Here is a 16,722-nt window from a genome sequence, read left to right on the forward strand (position 1 = left end):
TCATACACCTCGCTCCATTTGTAGCTCCATTAAAAATCGTTTTTGATAAAACTTATGAGCAGATTCACTTACCGATCGGGTGAATCGATAATTTAAGCTAGCTCCAATCGCAATTCCAAACAGCGGGATACCTTGAATAACTTTTTTCCTCAGCATCATCAAAACAGTACCCTTTACCATTTGCTTCATAGGACCTTGTAGCCAGTTCAAATCAGCTACCTCCTCACTTCCTTCATAAAAGTAAGGATGCTCATGTCCCTGCGAAATTTCTTCTTCTAGAGCTACCCAGCCTTGTTTCTGAAGGCCCTTTGGCAGCGTTGCCATATGAAACACTTTTAAAGCGATCATCATTTCGGCTGGATAGCTAACCGGATAACCGTACGTCATCGCAATCAATTGCACTGTACGTAAGTTTATTGCTAAAACAGCTGGGATATCTAGACCTAACAATAGTAAGCTTCCTGTACCTGAGAGTCCTCCTTGCGCGAGAGAAACCATCTTCTGTCTGGCAATCTGTTGATCTGCTATGTAAGCAAGTTGGTCGACTGAAAGCTTCTTCATATCTTGGATTTGTTCTATTTCAGGGTTAAATAACCGTGCATCGGTTAATAAACGATTGCTCGCATCAACTTGAGACTGGGAATTTTGGATAAAAGCATGCATGTGGAACAATACAGAGTCAATGACAGAATACATCTTATTTCTTGTGTTTGAATCAACTGTTTTCAGCTGATATTCGTACCACTTCTGAAACGTACGTTCAATATCAGTAGCATGCTGAGCGAAATGCTCTTTTTCCCATTGCTTAATTTCTTCCAACCTTCTCTCTTCTCTTTCAGTCCATACCAATCACAACCGCTCCCTTCATTTAATGCTATGTTTATATTGTATCTTTTTCAGAGTAAAACTTCCAATCGCCATAAAAAAGAGCACCTGCTAAGCAGATGCTCTTACCTATTATTGAGAAAGACGAACTGTGTCTCTTGCAATGACCACTTCTTCGTTTGTTGGAATGATAATAACTTTCACTGGAGAGTGAGGATAGCTGATGAATGCTTCTTTTCCTCTTACTTTGTTAAGAGCAGGATCCCAATAAACACCCATAAACTCTAGTCCACGTAATACTCTCGCACGAACTGTATCACTGTTTTCACCGATACCAGCTGTGAAGATAATCGCATCAAGACCTGACATACGCGCAGCATACGAACCGATGTATTTGTGGATTCTTGATGTGAACACTTCTAGTGCAAGCTCAGCACGTTCGTTACCTGCTTCCGCTTCAGAAGTAATGTCACGAAGGTCACTAGAGAATCCTGATACACCTAGGAGACCACTTTTCTTATTCAACGTATTAAGCACTTCTTCAGCAGTTTGTCCTGTTTTCTCCATAATGAATGGAATTAAAGCAGGGTCAATGTTTCCTGAACGAGTACCCATCGTTACACCAGCTAGGGGAGTGAAGCCCATCGATGTATCGATTGAGTTTCCGCCTTCGATCGCAGCGATTGAAGCCCCGTTTCCAAGGTGACACGAAAGAAGACGTAGTTCTTCTAGTGGACGACCTAGTAATTCCGCTGCACGTTCAGACACATATTTGTGTGATGTCCCGTGGAATCCATATTTACGAATCCCAAAATCTTCATAGTACTCATAAGGAAGACTATATAGGTAAGATTGTTCAGGCATAGATTGGTGGAACGCAGTATCAAAAACTGCAACAGCAGGAACATCAGGGAGAATTTCTTGGAATGCACGGATTCCGACCAAGTTTGCAGGGTTATGCAATGGTGCTAGTTCCGATACTTCTTCAATTCCTTTCAATACTTCATCCGTAATGAGGGCGGAGTCATTAAATTTCTCCCCACCATGTACGACTCTGTGACCAACACCTTCAATTTCATCATATGAAGAAATAATTGAGTGTTCGAACAGCTTCTCCAGTAACATTTTTACAGCAACTGCATGATCAGGGATCTCAGTTACACTCTTATCTTTTTCACCGTTTACTTCAATTGTAAAAATGGCGTCATCAAGACCGATACGTTCTACAATTCCTTTAGTGATAACAGTTTCTTCCGGCATATTTAAAAGTTGAAATTTTAAAGAAGAACTACCGGCGTTGATTGCTATTACTTTCGCCATATGTGACAGCTCCTTTTATACTGTAATTAACGACACGAAAATAGAAGGGGTATACCCTTCTATCTTTTCACACCTTACTTATTTAAACACCCAAAATAACTTTATTCAAGATGAAAACCGCTTACATAAAAGTATTCCGCCAATTCTGATTTGTAAACGTTTCATAACGGATGTTAGGTAAGCTGTTGAAACCATCCGTTTATTTGTTGCATCATATTCACCATCGCTTCTCTGTTCGAGAAAGAAGGGAGCTTTGCCATCATTACTTGCTTCGGTTTTAGAGCCTTATCACCTTTTTTCTGAACGACAAGAATGCTTTTAGCTTGCGCTTCGTTAGCAAAGAGGCTCGTTGGAAGTTGAATGATTCCGTGAATGTTCGATCGTTCATTGATTAGGTTTTGAATATGATGACCTCTTTCATCATTGAACAAGAAGTTAGGAATCATAAAGAAGAGCATTCCGGATTCTTCTGTCAGATTTAAACTTTGCTCGATTAACAGGTGATGAACATAAGACATCCCTTCATCAGCTTTTAACGTATAGTTCAGAGCGACTTCCTCATGCGGATAATACCCAACAGGTAAATCTGTAACGATCGTATTTACTTGTGGCACATAAAGGTCTTTTACGCTATCTTGATGTAAAAACTCAACTTGATGCTTTTGCAGGTTTGCATTAATAAATCCGATGTGCAGTAATAAATCATCAGCATCTGCCCCATAAGACAAGACCTTTTGTGTTTTAAGCTGATTTAAGACAGCAGTCAATAAATTTCCGGTACCTACTGCTGGGTCGAGAAGCTTCACTTCTTCAAGATTTAATACTTCTGTGTATTTGTTTACGAGGAAACCGATCAGATGCGCAACACTATCCGGTGTCATAGCATGATGAGGTTGAACACCTTTTTTCATACCTTTTAATATCGCAAGCTGAATTCCTTTCCGAATCGTTTCTTTTTCTGCACCTTCTAGAGTAAGTGGTTCATATAGCTTCTTAAGACGTTCAATCGTCTCATCGTCTAATTCTTCTTGAAGCACAGATTCTTCAAAAAAGTTTAAACCCGTTTCAACAAGTGCTTCTAAATAAGTCATATCTAATTTATTTTGAATGACCAATGTCGATTCATCGAGTATATTGAATAAGTTTTCTACAGTTAATTCGTTCATTTTTTTGGCCTCCTGCCTATTAGTTCGCCGATTCTATTGTAAACAGTAAGGAACCGTTTCGCAAATAACATCGTTTATGAGGCGAAGACGTTCTAAAAAAAAGGACTTCGATGACCATCATCGAAGTCCTTTCCTGTTAGTCAGCTTGTCTTGCAGCTTCTAATGCTTTTTCATAGTCAGGGTGATCTGTTGCTTCACTAAGGTACTCTGTGTAAACAACCTCATCTTTACTGTTCACAACGAAAACTGCTCTCGTAAGTAAGCGAAGTTCCTCAATCGCAACACCATATCCTTTACCGAATGATAAGTCACGATGATCTGAAAGTGTGATTGCATTTTCAATTCCAGCAGCTCCGCACCAGCGTCTTTGAGCAAATGGGAGGTCGGCACTGATCGTTAGGACTGATACATTGTCAAGCTTAGCACCTTCTTCATTGAACCTACGCGTTTGAGCATCGCAAACCCCAGTATCAAGTGACGGAACAACGCTGATTAGACGAACTCCAGAATAATCAGAGAGCTTCTTTTCCGACAAATCGTTCGCAAGCACAGTAAATTCAGGCGCAGTGTCACCTTTCTTAACTTCTTCTCCAAGAAGAGTCATAGGCGTACCTTTAAATGTAATATTTGCCATGTTAAAACCTCCTTTATGAGTTGGTCGTATGTACGACTATTCTCATCATATCGGTGACTCATTATTATTTCAAGAAAAGTGGTGTGTTGTCATACATAAAAAAACCCGGTACCTTAACCGGGTTAGAATCCTAAATCCTGTTTTTCATCATTTTGTTGTTGGCCTCTTTGCTGAGAGCGATACTTGCCTTGAGATTGCCTTGACTGAGAATGGTCCGATTGACCATTTTGACCACTTTTATGGTTGTCTTTCCCCTGGCTGCCCATGCTTTGAAGCATGCCTTGTATTTTCTCGATCGCCTGTGGAGCAAGGTCTAAAAGCCTTTCATAAAGGTGAGTCGTATTATCGAGATGAATCATTTTGATGTCGCTACCACTTACGATTAAGAAAGCAATCGGAGTTATCGATACACCTCCACCACTTCCACCACCAAAAGGCTCTCCTTTACTTTGATCCTTTTGCGAAGACTGAGATTGTGATTTAAGCATGAATTCACTACCACCCGCAGCAAACCCAAAACCTACTTTCGATACGGTTAAAATCACACTTCCGTCCGGCGTTTCTACCGGATCGCCAATGATCGTATTAACATCGATCATATCTTTCAAGTTTTCCATCGCTGTCTGCATGAGTCCTTCTATCGGATGCCCACCCATCTGAATGCCTCCTTCACTTATACCGTTAAGCCTCCTGAAGCTTTTTCTGAGACTTCAATAATTTAATCACCGCGATCATAGCATGCCCCAGTTTGAAAGTTATCATGCATCTTATATACGTCTGAATTGTTTTCACTTCATACATCGGCGTAACGATCAACTGAGGAACGGCTAGTAAATTTGTGTAGTGGGAGAGAACAGCAAATAAAGCTATTTTAGTATTCAATAGTAGATCAGCTCCTACTGCTGTCGTCGCTGCATTCCCTATTCCAATATTAGTTTCCCATTGAACAGTTCTTATGTTTGTCTTTCGTAGCATGAATGAAGCTGCTTTCCTACTTTCCATCCCCCTACTAAACCATATCTTTGACTTTTTTATTCCTTCTATTGGCGAAAACCGTTTCTGTTCTCTCACTTTTTCCTTTAACTCTTCTTCTTTTTGTTCAAGCAGATCGATTAAAGGAATCGTCGTAGAGTGAGAAATGAGGCCAAACAACGCTGAAATTTCAACTGCTACTTCCTCAACTGCTTTAGAATGCTCCACCATCAATGTGAGTTTGACTGTTGAGAACAATATAAGCAAAGTTACTAATAGAAGTAGAATGAATATGATGCCAACTGCGATATACATGTTTGCCCTCCACCTCACATCTCAATAAAACAATTATGTATAGAATAAACCTGCCCAATAGAGGCAGGTTTATTCAAAAAAATTATTTTTCTTCATGAACGACGATTGTATCTGCAAAGATATCATGGAGCCCTTTTTTCTGTTTAGTGAAGCCCACCATGATATATCCTACAAATAAAATTGTTTTACTAATAAACCTTCCGACCCCTTCTCTAAAAATGACAGTTCCCCATGTTAAATCTTCCTTTTTTTCTCTTCTAACAGTTAATCCAAACAACATTTTGCCTAGTGTTTGAGAAAGGAATTTTGTCATTAAGATGAAGTAAGCATAGAATACGATTCCAGTCAGAACACCTTGTAAAGGTAAGAATCCAGGCTCGCCCGGAGGAATTTCAAGCCATTTCACAAAAGGTGTAATCAGAATTCCGTTTAAACTTGCAATTACGATAACGTCAACTATATATGCCCAAAATCGCATCCAAAAACCCGCATATCTAACACTGGATTCCTCTACAGATGCAGGAGGGGCAGTATGCACGTTCATTGTCTCATCCATTTCTGCCTACCTCCTTATTCAGAATATAAATACATGAGTTTCGGTGATGGCGGAGTTGATAAAAGCTGCTGGATTCCAAGCAGATCTTTTTCTGACCCCATCAGCTTAGCTGCCGTCATTTCGAACAGAGATTCGAATCCAAAACTTTGCTTATACTGAACGACCCTAAGCTTGCTGTCACCAAGTTCTCCTCGCATATCGGTTATCGTATCTTCAAGATTACCTAACCCATCAACAAGGTTAACATCTTTTGCTTGACGGCCATCATAAATTCTCCCATCAGCAAGCTCTTTCACTTGGCTTTCATCCATTCCTCTTCCTTCGCTAATCACTCGAACGAATGCTTCATAAGAATTATCGATCATCGATTGAAGAATCTCTCGCTCTTCTTCACTCATTTTCCGATTTGGAGACATGATATCTTTATAAGGACCGCTCTTAATCGTTTCCCATTTCACGCCAACTTTCTCAGCAAGCTCAGAATAATTCATCGACTGCATGATGACGCCAATCGATCCAGTAATGGTTGATGGACTCGCATAGATTTTATCTGTAGGAGCGGAAATGTAATAACCTGCAGAAGCAGCCATACTACCCATTGAAACGTATATCGGTTTATCCGTTTTCTCTTTTAACTCGAGAATTTTGTCGTGAATCTCTTCACTTTCAACCACTCCACCACCTGGAGTGTTGAGCCTGAGTATAATCCCTTTTACGCTATTATCTTCACCAGCGTGCTCTAAGCGTTTCAAAAATACGTCATGGTTATAACCTGCCTGAGGTAAGAAGCTCGAGCCCTGTGCTGTGTCTTGAATAACACCTTCTACATTTAAAACGACGATCTTATTGAGGCTCTTCCCCTCTTCGATAACCGTTTCTGCGAATTCATCAGATGAGTTCAATTCTTCTTGCCAGTTTCCAAAGGCAAGGCTTGAAACAACATTGAATCCAATCGAAACAATAATTAATACCACTGCAATTCCAAGCGCTAGCCATCGTTTTCCATTCATAATAGACCTCCTCTATGTTCTACCTTATGTACGTCTTTGCTCAGTTATTGGTTTCATAATTTCGAGAATACCATACAGATTAACGAACTGCACCATTTTTGAAATGTAAGGAATGAATTTAGGGCGTAAAGATAAACTAAGGACGCACTGATAAAATAGCTAATTTTTTCTTTTTTCTAAATTCAGAGAATGGTACAGTTAAGAAGACAATCGTTGGAGGAGGAATTTGCATGCCAAATCGTCGTAATTTATTTTTCTTCTATAAAGAGACTGAAGAACTTCGAGAAAAAGTTGAACCTTTAAAAGAACTTGCAAGTAAATATGATTTTCATGTTGTAGACGATTCGAAAGACGCTAGTATCATCGCGAGTATCGGAGGTGATGGATCGTTTCTACAAGCAGTAAGAAAAACTGGTTTCCGCGAAGACTGTCTTTACGTTGGGATCTCTACAGGAGAGTTAGGTTTTTATTGTGATTTTCACATCGATAACTTGCCTGAAATGGTCGAGAATATCCTATCAGAAGGAATTGAAGTAAGACGTTACCCAACGATCGAGGTTAATGTTAACGATGAATCTTCTTTCTTCTGTTTAAACGAATGCACGATTAGATCGTCGATCATCAAAACACTCGTTATGAATGTTCATGTAGAAGACTTCCATTTCGAAACATTCAGAGGAGACGGATTGATCGTTTCGACTCCTACGGGTAGTACTGCTTATAGCAAGTCTGTTAGCGGAGCTGTCGTGGATCCGAAATTAGCATGTATGCAGGTTAGCGAAATTGCTTCACTCAATAACAATCATTATAGAACGCTCGGCTCTCCGTTTCTATTGAGCGACGAGAGAACGCTCTCCCTTGAAGTCGTACAAGATGGAAACGATTATCCAATCATCGGAATCGACAACGAAGCACTAAGTATTCAACACGCAAAAAAACTTACGATCCGCATCCCAGATAAGCGAATCAAGACAGTCAAGCTGAAAGACAACTCGTTTTGGCACAAAGTGCAGCGCAGTTTTCTTTAATAAAAAGCACCGCATGTTTGCGGTGCTTTTTCACATTAACCAAGGTCTTTATATTGAATGGTTTCATCGATGACAGTCATAACGGCCTTTGTGTCTAACATCAAGTCTGGATCACAAGTAAAGATATCACGGTTTAACACTGTAAAATCAGCATCCATACCTTCCTTAATGATTCCTCGCTCCTTTTCTTTACCTATCGCATATGCGCTTCCCTTTGTGAACAAGCATACTGCCTCATACACAGACAGCTTTTCGTTAGGATAATATCCATCATGAGTTTCGTTCGGCCGCTTCCGAGTCACAGCCGCATGTATCCCTAAAAGGGGATCAACTGGTTCAATCGGTGCATCTGATCCACCTGCAATAGGAATTTTGTTATCGAGTAACGTTTTCCATGCGAAGGACCATTTCATCCGTTCTTCACCTAAACGCTCCATTACCCAAGGGAAATCAGAGGCAACGAATCTTGGCTGGATATCTAATATCACCGGCAATTGTTTTAGCCTATCGATTAAATCCTGGTTAACGACTTGAGTATGAATCAAACGATCTCTGAGACCATGATGTGGTGGATGTTTTCCGATCGCATCGATCGCATACTCTAACGCTAGGTCACCGATTACATGGATTGCAACTGGCATATGATGAGCCCTTGCTTTTTGCACAAGTTTTTCTAAGCCTTCTACGCTGTGGATCGCGACTCCAGAAGTATCTGGTGAATCATTATATGGAGCGCTTAACAAAGCAGTACGTCCACCAAGAGCCCCATCTGCGAATAGTTTCATCGCACCTAATTCAACATAGTCTGTTCCATCTCCGAAACCTAGTCCCTGCATCCTCATTTCTTCGATCACTTCGTGGTGGACAAGCAAATTGGCTCTAAACTTTCGGGTACCATTGATTACATATAGAAACGTTTTGTATGTCCGAGTAAATCCTCCATAGTAATTAAGGTCTTCCGTATGACCTCCTGTAACACCTTTTGAAATGAGATCGTCCACAGAAGAAGTCAATGCTTTCTCAAGAAAAGAAAGACTTACTTCTGGCATCGCGTCTTTCACTAATTCTTGAGCTTTATCAAGAAGGTATCCAGTGGCCCTTCCGTCGTTATCCCTCATGATGACACCACCTTCAGGATCGGTAGTGCTATCTGTTATGCCTGCTAGGTCCATGGCGATCGAATTCGCAAGAATGGCGTGTCTACACACTCTTGTGAGCATCATTGGATTATTAGGAGCAATTCGGTCGAGTTCATCTCGATGGAATATTTTTCGATCCGAAAAATTATTTTCATTCCAACCTTCACCAATAATCCATTCATCAGGAGAAGATTCATTAACTTTTTCAACTAACAATCGTTTCATCTCTTCAGCTGAATCCACTAGGGATAAATCGAGTCGAAGAAGCTTCTCACCGTGACCAATCATATGAAGGTGACTATCAACAAAACCTGGAATCATAACATTCCCTTTAAGATCGTGCCAGGATTGTATATGATTTCCAAACTCATCGGTTAGCTCTGAAAACGTACCTGTTTTCACAACTTGACCACCTTCTGTATAAACGGCTTCCACTGTACGCCCCTCATCGACGAGGGTGTAGATTTTTCCACCATACCAAAGCTTCCCCACTGAAATTCTCTCCTTCCGTATGTAAAATATCAAAATGTAGATATATTGTATCATTACACTCCTGTACTGTGAATCTTCTGGATTTTCACACACGACTCTTTGTACAAATTTAACTCATGATACAATAAGGAGTACGCTATGAACATTTGTGAAAGTGAGGGCAATACGTTGAAGAAGAAAATACTATTTACTGGTGGGGGCTCTGCTGGCCACGTTACGGTAAACTTGGCATTAATACCCCGTTTTCTTAAAGAGAACTGGGATGTTCATTATATTGGCTCAATAAATGGAATTGAGCGGGAACTGGTAGAACCAGTTCCCGGCGTGACCTATCATCATGTGGCAACAGGCAAATTGCGACGTTACTTTGACTGGAAGAACTTTAAAGATCCATTTAAAGTAGTAAAAGGCGTGGGGGAAGCATTCGCCATCATTAAGCGAGAAAAGCCCTCTGTTATATTCTCAAAAGGTGGGTTTGTATCAGTTCCGGTTGTCATTGCAGCTAAATTGAACAAAGTTCCGGTTATTATACACGAATCAGACCTAACCCCAGGGCTCGCAAACAAAATAGCGATTCCTTTTGCGTCTAAAGTATGCACAACTTTTCCCGAGACCGTTAAGCACCTTCCTGAAAGTAAAGCAGAATATATAGGTGCAGTCGTTCGAGATGAGCTGAAGCAAGGTAAAAGGGATGCTGGGTTAGCTTTTACTGGTTTTGATGGGAGAAAGCCTGTGATGTTAATCATGGGAGGAAGCCTTGGAGCGAAGAAAATTAATGAAGCGGTAAGAAACAAGCTTGATGAGCTACTACAAACGTTCGATATCATTCATCTAACAGGAAAAGGCCAATTAGATAACTCTCTTAAACAAAATGGTTATAAACAGTATGAGTATGTTTCCGAAGAACTTCCTGATCTATTGAAGATGGCTGATTTAATTGTTTCTCGTGCTGGTTCAAATTCAATCTTTGAGTTCCTAGCTCTTAAAAAACCAATGTTGCTTATTCCACTTTCAAGGGCTGCCAGCAGAGGTGATCAGATCTTAAATGCACAGTCCTTTAAAAAATCCGGGTATGCGAATGTTCTCCTTGAAGAAGATCTTAATCCCGCTTCTTTCATGACAGCAGTTGAAGAAACATACACAAACAAAGATCGCTACATCATTTCGATGGAAGAAGATAACGCAGGCGATCAAGCAAGCAAAATTGAGCAATTGATTAAAACGACAGCAAACAATAAATAAGAACGACCAAAAATAAAGAGGACCGTGCAGGTCCTCTTTATTACGTTATACACTTTGTTTTTCTTTTTGACGTAATTCAATTCTACGAATCTTCCCAGACGTGGTTTTTGGAAGTTCCTCTATAAATTCAATCTTACGAGGATACTTGTAAGGTGCTGTTAAATCCTTTACATGCTTCTGAAGCGTTTGAACAAGCTCCTCACTTGCTTGTGAAGGATCTTTCAACACGATATATGCCTTAACGATGTTACCTCTGATTTCGTCTGGACTTGCGACCACAGCGCATTCTTGTACCGCTGGATGTTTCACAAGAGCGTCTTCTACTTCAAAAGGTCCGATTGTATACCCAGAACTTATGATGATGTCGTCGCCTCTTCCCTCAAACCAGAAATAGCCATCTTCATCTTTTGAAGCTTTATCTCCAGTTAAGTAATAGTCTCCTCTAAACGCCATTTGCGTACGTTCTTCATCTTTGTAATAGCGCTTAAATAATGCTGGTACGTCTTTATGAACAGCGATATCCCCAACTTCTCCAACTTGAACGGGATTACCATCCTCATTAATGATTTCTACTTGATTACCTGGAGTGGGTTTGCCCATAGAACCCGCTTTTACTTCCATACCTTTAAGGATACCAACTAGAAGCGTGTTCTCTGTTTGACCGTAGCCATCACGTACATCGATGTTAAAGCATCTTCTAAACGTGTCGATCACTTCTCTGTTAAGTGGCTCTCCAGCCGACACTGCACTTCTTAAAGCAGGTAGATCGTACTTCTCTAAGTCGTCTACTTTAGCCATCAATCGGTACTCAGTAGGCGTACAGCATAGAACATTGATATCATACTCACCTAAAAAGCTTAAATAAGTCTCTGGTTCAAATTTGCCACTGTATAAGAATCCAGTCGCCCCACTACACAATGTTGCTACAAACGGGCTCCAAATCCACTTTTGCCACCCTGGTCCTGCAGTTGCCCAAACGTTATCACCCTCTTGAATATCGAGCCAAGATTGTGAGGATGTTCTAAGATGGGCATATGCCCAACCATGACTATGTACGACTCCCTTAGGATTACCTGTCGTTCCAGACGTGTAAGACAAAAACGCCATATCGTCTCGTGCTGTTTCCGCAGCTTCAAAAAAAGCGCTCTCATTTTGTGATGCTTCAAGAAGGGAGGTCCAACCGCTCACTTCTCTGCCAACTGTAAATTTCAGCTGAAGAGACGGAGCTTCTTCCTCCACGCCATCGAAAGCTTCAAATAGAGCAGAATCACAAATAACAGCTTTAGCTTCAGCATGATTGATACGATAAACAAGATCCTTTTTACGCAGCATCTCAGACGATGGAATCACCACAAGCCCTGCTTTTAAACAAGCAATATATACAGCATATGTATCGATTTGTCTTGGCATCATGATTAATACCCTGTCTCCTATAGAGAGGCCATTTGTAGTTAATGCACTAGCTATTCGATTCGCCTGTTCAATTAGGCCTTTATATGTAATTTCTTGATAATCACCTTCATCATTTCTCCACTTAAGGGCAAGTTTTGATTCGTCACTAGTGAACTTTTCAATATCACTCGTAAGATTGTACGTTTCGGGTGCGATTAAATTTTGCAAGCTGATTCCTCCTTTAAGTTCAATAGTTTTATTATACACAAAAGTTTAAAGGTTTTGAATATTTACGGAAAGCTTTCTCTCTCACTCGCGTTAGCGCACCAAAAAACGGAAGAAGCATCAGCTTCTTCCGCTATCCACGTTTATGAAATTATTTACCGCTGTATTGCTGTTCAGACTGCTGTACAAGACGCTTAGTAATTTCTCCGCCAACAGATCCGTTGTCGCGAGCTGTGCAATCCGGTCCAAGATTCACACCGAATTCAGAAGCGATTTCATACTTCATTTGGTCAAGTGCCTGCTGTACACCAGGTACTACAAGTTTGTTTGATCTAGCCAAGGTAATTCACCTCCTTGACACTATCGTTTGATAGAAAAGGAAGTGCTATCCTAAATAAGTTATGGCAGTAACTCTAAAACTTGGAAAACTAGAGTAAATCGCCGAAATCATCCTCATTTTCTTTTATAACGATCGTCTCAACACCTGCTACCGCTTCTTCAACTAGCTCATCGATCGGCAAGTACTGCTCGAACTTGTTGGCATGTTCACGTTTAGGTCTTGTCTTCGGAGCCTCCGGTAAAAATACCGTACAACAATCTTCATAAGGTCTAATTGAGATATCATACGTATCGATTTCTCTTGAGATATTCATAATATCTACTTTATCCATCGAGATCAATGGACGGAGAACAGGATAGTTCGTTACCTCATTGATCGTGTTCATACTTTGAATGGTTTGACTTGCTACTTGTCCCAAACTCTCACCAGTTGTAATCGCTAATGCCCCAGTCTGTTCAGCGATCCTTTCAGTGATTCGCATCATCATTCTTCTCATAATCGTCATGCTATAATTATCTGGCATCTCGTTATGAATGGTTTTCTGCGTGTTTGTGAAAGGTACAATATGGAGGCGGATATCCCCACCATATCGTGCCAGCACTCTTGTCAGATCTTCTACTTTCTGTCTTGATCGTTCACTTGTAAAAGGAGGACTATGGAAATGAACAGCCTCCACTTTCACGCCTCTCTTCATCGTTAAATACCCCGCTACAGGACTATCGATTCCTCCTGATAACATGAGCATCACTTTATTATCTTGGTTCGTTGGGAGTCCACCAGCTCCTTCTGAGTGATCACAGCTAATAAATGCACCATCATTTTTCACTTCAACTCTCAGTTCACGATCGGGATGGTGTACATCTACTGTCAAGTTCTCTGTATTACGAAGAACATAACCACCAATCTCTCTGTTCATATCTTGAGAGCGGTGTGGAAACTGCTTGTTAGGACGCTTAACGGTTACTTTGAAGGTCTTGATTCCCTCACTTAGCTGATTACGCATAAGAGTTAACGACTTTTCTTTAATGTCTTCGAGGTCGAGCTCTGCTTTGACTGCGACACTGAGCTTATGAATACCAAACACTGTCTTTAGTTTTATAAGAACGGGCTCAGGATATTGACCATTCAGTTTGATTACCATTCGATCAAAAGATTGCGTTACGATGATACCTTGAAACTCTGACGTCACTTTCTTCACACGTTTTTTCAGTGAATTTATAAATCCTTTTCGATTTTTTCCCTTTAGTGCAATTTCACCATATCGAACTATTATATGATCATACATTGTGTTATTACCTCATTACTTCTTTTAGTTTATGAATTGCTTTTGTTAATTCTAACAGAAACACATCAAGTTCTTTCTCAGTTGTTTCGTAAGATAAACTAACCCTAATCGCTGCGCTAGCTCTAGAATTAGAAACACCTAATGCTGTCAGTACATGACTTGGCTCAGCTGTTCTAGAAGAACAAGCAGAACGTGTTGATACATAAATGTCTTTTTCTTCTAAAGCGTGGATCAATACTTCTGGTTTTATGCCTGGTACAGAAAAATTGATGATATGAGGAGCGCTCTTCGTTGGTGTATTCATAACAACTTCGTTAATTTCTTTTAACTTCTCTATATACTTTACTTTTAAATCATTCAATTTTTTAACATTAGATTGTGACTTCTGCATATACAGTCTAAGTGCTTTAGCAGTAGAAACGATACCTGGAACATTTTCTGTACCTGATCGGAATTCATTCTCCTGCCCTCCACCTGAAAGCAGCGGAAATAGTGATACATTTTTTCGCTTAACTAATAGCCCGTTCCCTTTTAGGCCATGAAATTTATGAGCTGAATAGGAGACGAGATCGGCTACTGAATGAACATCACATGCTACCTTTCCAACTCCTTGAACATCATCAACATGAAACAAAGCCCGAGACTTCTCTTTTATTATCCTACCTAGTTCATTTATCGGTTGAATGGAACCAACTTCATTATTAACGTGCAAAAGGGAGACAAGGATTGTATCTTTCGTAAGTGCTTCAACAAGATCATCTTTTGAAACCTGTCCTTCTCCATCAACAGGGAGGTAAGTAACGTCAAATCCCATCTTTTCTAGCTGCCGGAACGACTCCATACTCGATGCATGCTCGGTTTGCGACGTAATTAGGTGTTTTCCGCGCTTCATATGTTCGAATGCGGTTCCCTTTATTGCTAGGTTGTTACTCTCAGTTCCGCCTGATGTGAAGATCACCTCTTCCTCTTCAACACCTAACAAAGAAGCAATACTTCTCCGCGCCTGTCTCACTAACCGCTCTACCTCTCCACCTTTTCGATGCAGAGAAGAAGGATTCGCAAAATAATCAAGTGCTGTTTTCTTAAAAGCCGAGATGACCTCATCATAGGGCTGGGTAGTGGCACTATTATCCAGATAAATCATTTTTGACACCCTCAGTCGTTATTAATTTCCAACTAATAATCTTACCATAGGGTTTACGGATAGCCAAACATAATCCTCACAATTCCTAGAAGTTTTTTTCTATATAATCTCCCAAAACCTATAGGGTTATTTTTCCAACTAACGACAAACCTTATCAATAGTGGGTTATTATTATTTGAATTTTAAAACATTTACGACTTTGTTATGTTTTGTCGATAAATTGTGTTAATATGAAGTCCGAAAATTACGACACGCGTTTGAATGGATCGGGAGGACAACTGATGGAAGCGAAATTAACAAAAAAGGAAACGTTTACAATTGGATTGATGCTCTTTGCACTTTTTCTTGGTGCTGGTAATATGATTTTCCCTCCTGCGCTTGGTCAAGGAGCAGGAGAAAATATTGGTGAAGCGATTATCGGATTTCTCATTACTGGTGTTGGTTTACCTTTGCTAGGTGTAACGGCTATTGGATTGACTGGTGGAAGCTTGAAGGATATTGCTTCAAAAGTAAATCCTACATTCGGGTTTCTATTCACTGCAATTCTTTATTTAGCGATCGGCCCATTCTTTGGGATTCCACGAACAGGTACCGTAGCTTTTGAGATAGGGGTAGTCCCTTTTTTAAGTGAATCGGCGAATACAACGGGTATGCCGCTTCTCATTTATACGTTGATATTCTTTGGACTAACCTTTTGGTTTGCTCTTAACCCTACTCAACTTGTAGATCGAATTGGGAATATCTTAACCCCTATATTAATCGTAGTACTTGGAAGCTTGATTGTTGGAGCGTTTGTTAATCTACCAGATGAACTATCAACTCCTACAGAGGGTTATCAGAATGGTGTATTCTTTAAGGGGTTCTTAGACGGTTACCTCACTATGGATGCAATAGCCGCACTTGTTTTTGGAATCGTCATCATAAAAGCGGTCAATGACAAGGGAGTCACCAATAGAAAAGTCGTCGCCTTTTCTGTTCTAAAAGCTGGCTTGCTTGCAGCGATTGGATTAACGATCATTTATTTGTCTCTCGCATATATTGGTGCCACAAATCTTGATATCGTAGTCTCTGCTGATAACGGTGGCGCAATTCTATCGAGTGTTGCGAACTATCTATACGGAACGTTCGGTACGATCCTTCTCGGAGCTGCAATCACTTTTGCGTGTTTAACAACATCCATTGGTCTTGTGACAGCTTGTGGGGAATATTTTTCAAAAGCTTATCCAAAACTTTCATATAAAACTGTTATTCTTATCGTTACGGCTTTTAGTGCTTTTGTAGCGAACCTCGGACTGTCACAGCTGATTGCATTTACGGTACCAGTCTTAATCGCTATCTATCCGATTGCGATAATACTGATCTTCTTAACTTTCATTAATTTTGTAGTTCCACTGCATCGTTCTATATACAAATGGGCGATTACATTTACGATCATATTCAGTATACCTAAAGCCTTAGAAGGCAATATTCTTCCAAAATTAGAATTCATGAATTTCTTACCGCTCTACAGCGAAGGGATCGGTTGGCTATTACCGGCGATTTTAGGGATCATCATAGGATTGATAATATCTCAATCACAAAAACCAACTAAATCAAGTAGTTAGAAAACACCATAAAGAGAGCCTTCCTCTAATGAG

The 16,722-nt window shown here is 40.2% G+C and carries 16 protein-coding genes; 3 read left to right on the forward strand and 13 right to left on the reverse strand.

Annotated features, from left to right (window positions below; all coding sequences use genetic code 11):
* From ACXAHI_RS07310 to sppA, 8 genes are all read right to left on the reverse strand, one after another.
* Complete coding sequence (locus tag ACXAHI_RS07310; protein WP_474846966.1) at positions 1-849, reverse strand: EcsC family protein; 849 nt, start codon at positions 847-849, stop codon at positions 1-3.
* Between the two features lie 108 nt (positions 850-957).
* Entirely contained in the window at positions 958-2,145 is a 1,188-nt protein-coding gene (locus ACXAHI_RS07315; RefSeq protein WP_474846967.1) for an acetate kinase, read from the reverse strand.
* 173 nt (positions 2,146-2,318) lie between these two features.
* The gene (locus tag ACXAHI_RS07320; protein WP_474846968.1) at positions 2,319-3,311 is read right to left on the reverse strand and encodes a class I SAM-dependent methyltransferase; all 993 of its coding nucleotides are present in this window, start codon (positions 3,309-3,311) and stop codon (positions 2,319-2,321) included.
* Positions 3,312-3,447: 136 nt separating this feature from the next.
* Complete coding sequence (gene tpx, locus ACXAHI_RS07325) at positions 3,448-3,945, reverse strand: thiol peroxidase (protein ID WP_474846969.1); 498 nt, start codon at positions 3,943-3,945, stop codon at positions 3,448-3,450.
* 122 nt (positions 3,946-4,067) lie between these two features.
* The gene (gene ytfJ / locus ACXAHI_RS07330; protein ID WP_474846970.1) at positions 4,068-4,601 is read right to left on the reverse strand and encodes a GerW family sporulation protein; all 534 of its coding nucleotides are present in this window, start codon (positions 4,599-4,601) and stop codon (positions 4,068-4,070) included.
* 25 nt (positions 4,602-4,626) lie between these two features.
* A complete protein-coding gene (locus ACXAHI_RS07335) occupies positions 4,627-5,232 on the reverse strand; it encodes a hypothetical protein (RefSeq protein WP_474846971.1) in 606 nt (201 codons plus the stop codon).
* 82 nt (positions 5,233-5,314) lie between these two features.
* Positions 5,315-5,788 (reverse strand): RDD family protein, encoded by a 474-nt coding sequence (locus ACXAHI_RS07340; RefSeq protein ID WP_474846972.1) that lies wholly within the window; start codon positions 5,786-5,788, stop codon positions 5,315-5,317.
* 14 nt (positions 5,789-5,802) lie between these two features.
* Entirely contained in the window at positions 5,803-6,798 is a 996-nt protein-coding gene (gene sppA / locus ACXAHI_RS07345) for a signal peptide peptidase SppA (RefSeq protein ID WP_474846973.1), read from the reverse strand.
* 230 nt (positions 6,799-7,028) lie between these two features.
* Here sppA and ACXAHI_RS07350 point away from each other — a divergent pair, with 230 nt between their 5' ends.
* Positions 7,029-7,826: an NAD kinase gene (locus tag ACXAHI_RS07350; protein WP_474846974.1), complete on the forward strand. Its 798-nt coding sequence runs from the start codon at positions 7,029-7,031 to the stop codon at positions 7,824-7,826.
* A gap of 35 nt (positions 7,827-7,861) precedes the next feature.
* On the opposite strand, the gene ACXAHI_RS07355 is transcribed toward ACXAHI_RS07350, so the two are convergent.
* Positions 7,862-9,457 carry an amidohydrolase gene (locus ACXAHI_RS07355; protein ID WP_474846975.1) on the reverse strand — a complete coding sequence of 532 codons (1,596 nt, stop codon included), beginning with the start codon at positions 9,455-9,457 and terminating at the stop codon, positions 7,862-7,864.
* Between the two features lie 168 nt (positions 9,458-9,625).
* On the opposite strand from ACXAHI_RS07355, the gene ACXAHI_RS07360 reads away from it, so the two are divergent.
* Positions 9,626-10,699 (forward strand): undecaprenyldiphospho-muramoylpentapeptide beta-N-acetylglucosaminyltransferase, encoded by a 1,074-nt coding sequence (locus tag ACXAHI_RS07360; protein ID WP_474848105.1) that lies wholly within the window; start codon positions 9,626-9,628, stop codon positions 10,697-10,699.
* 45 nt (positions 10,700-10,744) lie between these two features.
* On the opposite strand, the gene mbcS is transcribed toward ACXAHI_RS07360, so the two are convergent.
* The 4 genes from mbcS to ACXAHI_RS07380 all read right to left on the reverse strand — a co-directional run bounded on the left by mbcS (position 10,745) and on the right by ACXAHI_RS07380 (position 15,085).
* Positions 10,745-12,325: an acyl-CoA synthetase MbcS gene (gene mbcS / locus ACXAHI_RS07365; RefSeq protein WP_474848107.1), complete on the reverse strand. Its 1,581-nt coding sequence runs from the start codon at positions 12,323-12,325 to the stop codon at positions 10,745-10,747.
* A gap of 142 nt (positions 12,326-12,467) precedes the next feature.
* Positions 12,468-12,656, reverse strand: a complete 189-nt coding sequence (locus ACXAHI_RS07370; RefSeq protein ID WP_474846976.1) for a small, acid-soluble spore protein, alpha/beta type — start codon at positions 12,654-12,656, stop codon at positions 12,468-12,470.
* Between the two features lie 88 nt (positions 12,657-12,744).
* A complete protein-coding gene (gene thiI, locus ACXAHI_RS07375) occupies positions 12,745-13,941 on the reverse strand; it encodes a tRNA uracil 4-sulfurtransferase ThiI (protein ID WP_474846977.1) in 1,197 nt (398 codons plus the stop codon).
* 7 nt (positions 13,942-13,948) lie between these two features.
* Positions 13,949-15,085, reverse strand: a complete 1,137-nt coding sequence (locus tag ACXAHI_RS07380) for a cysteine desulfurase family protein (protein WP_474846978.1) — start codon at positions 15,083-15,085, stop codon at positions 13,949-13,951.
* A 281-nt stretch (positions 15,086-15,366) separates the two neighbouring features.
* Here ACXAHI_RS07380 and brnQ point away from each other — a divergent pair, with 281 nt between their 5' ends.
* Positions 15,367-16,689: a branched-chain amino acid transport system II carrier protein gene (gene brnQ, locus ACXAHI_RS07385; RefSeq protein WP_474846979.1), complete on the forward strand. Its 1,323-nt coding sequence runs from the start codon at positions 15,367-15,369 to the stop codon at positions 16,687-16,689.
* Positions 16,690-16,722: the final 33 nt, after the last annotated feature.

This window comes from Anaerobacillus sp. ABD4_527, assembly GCF_056160805.1.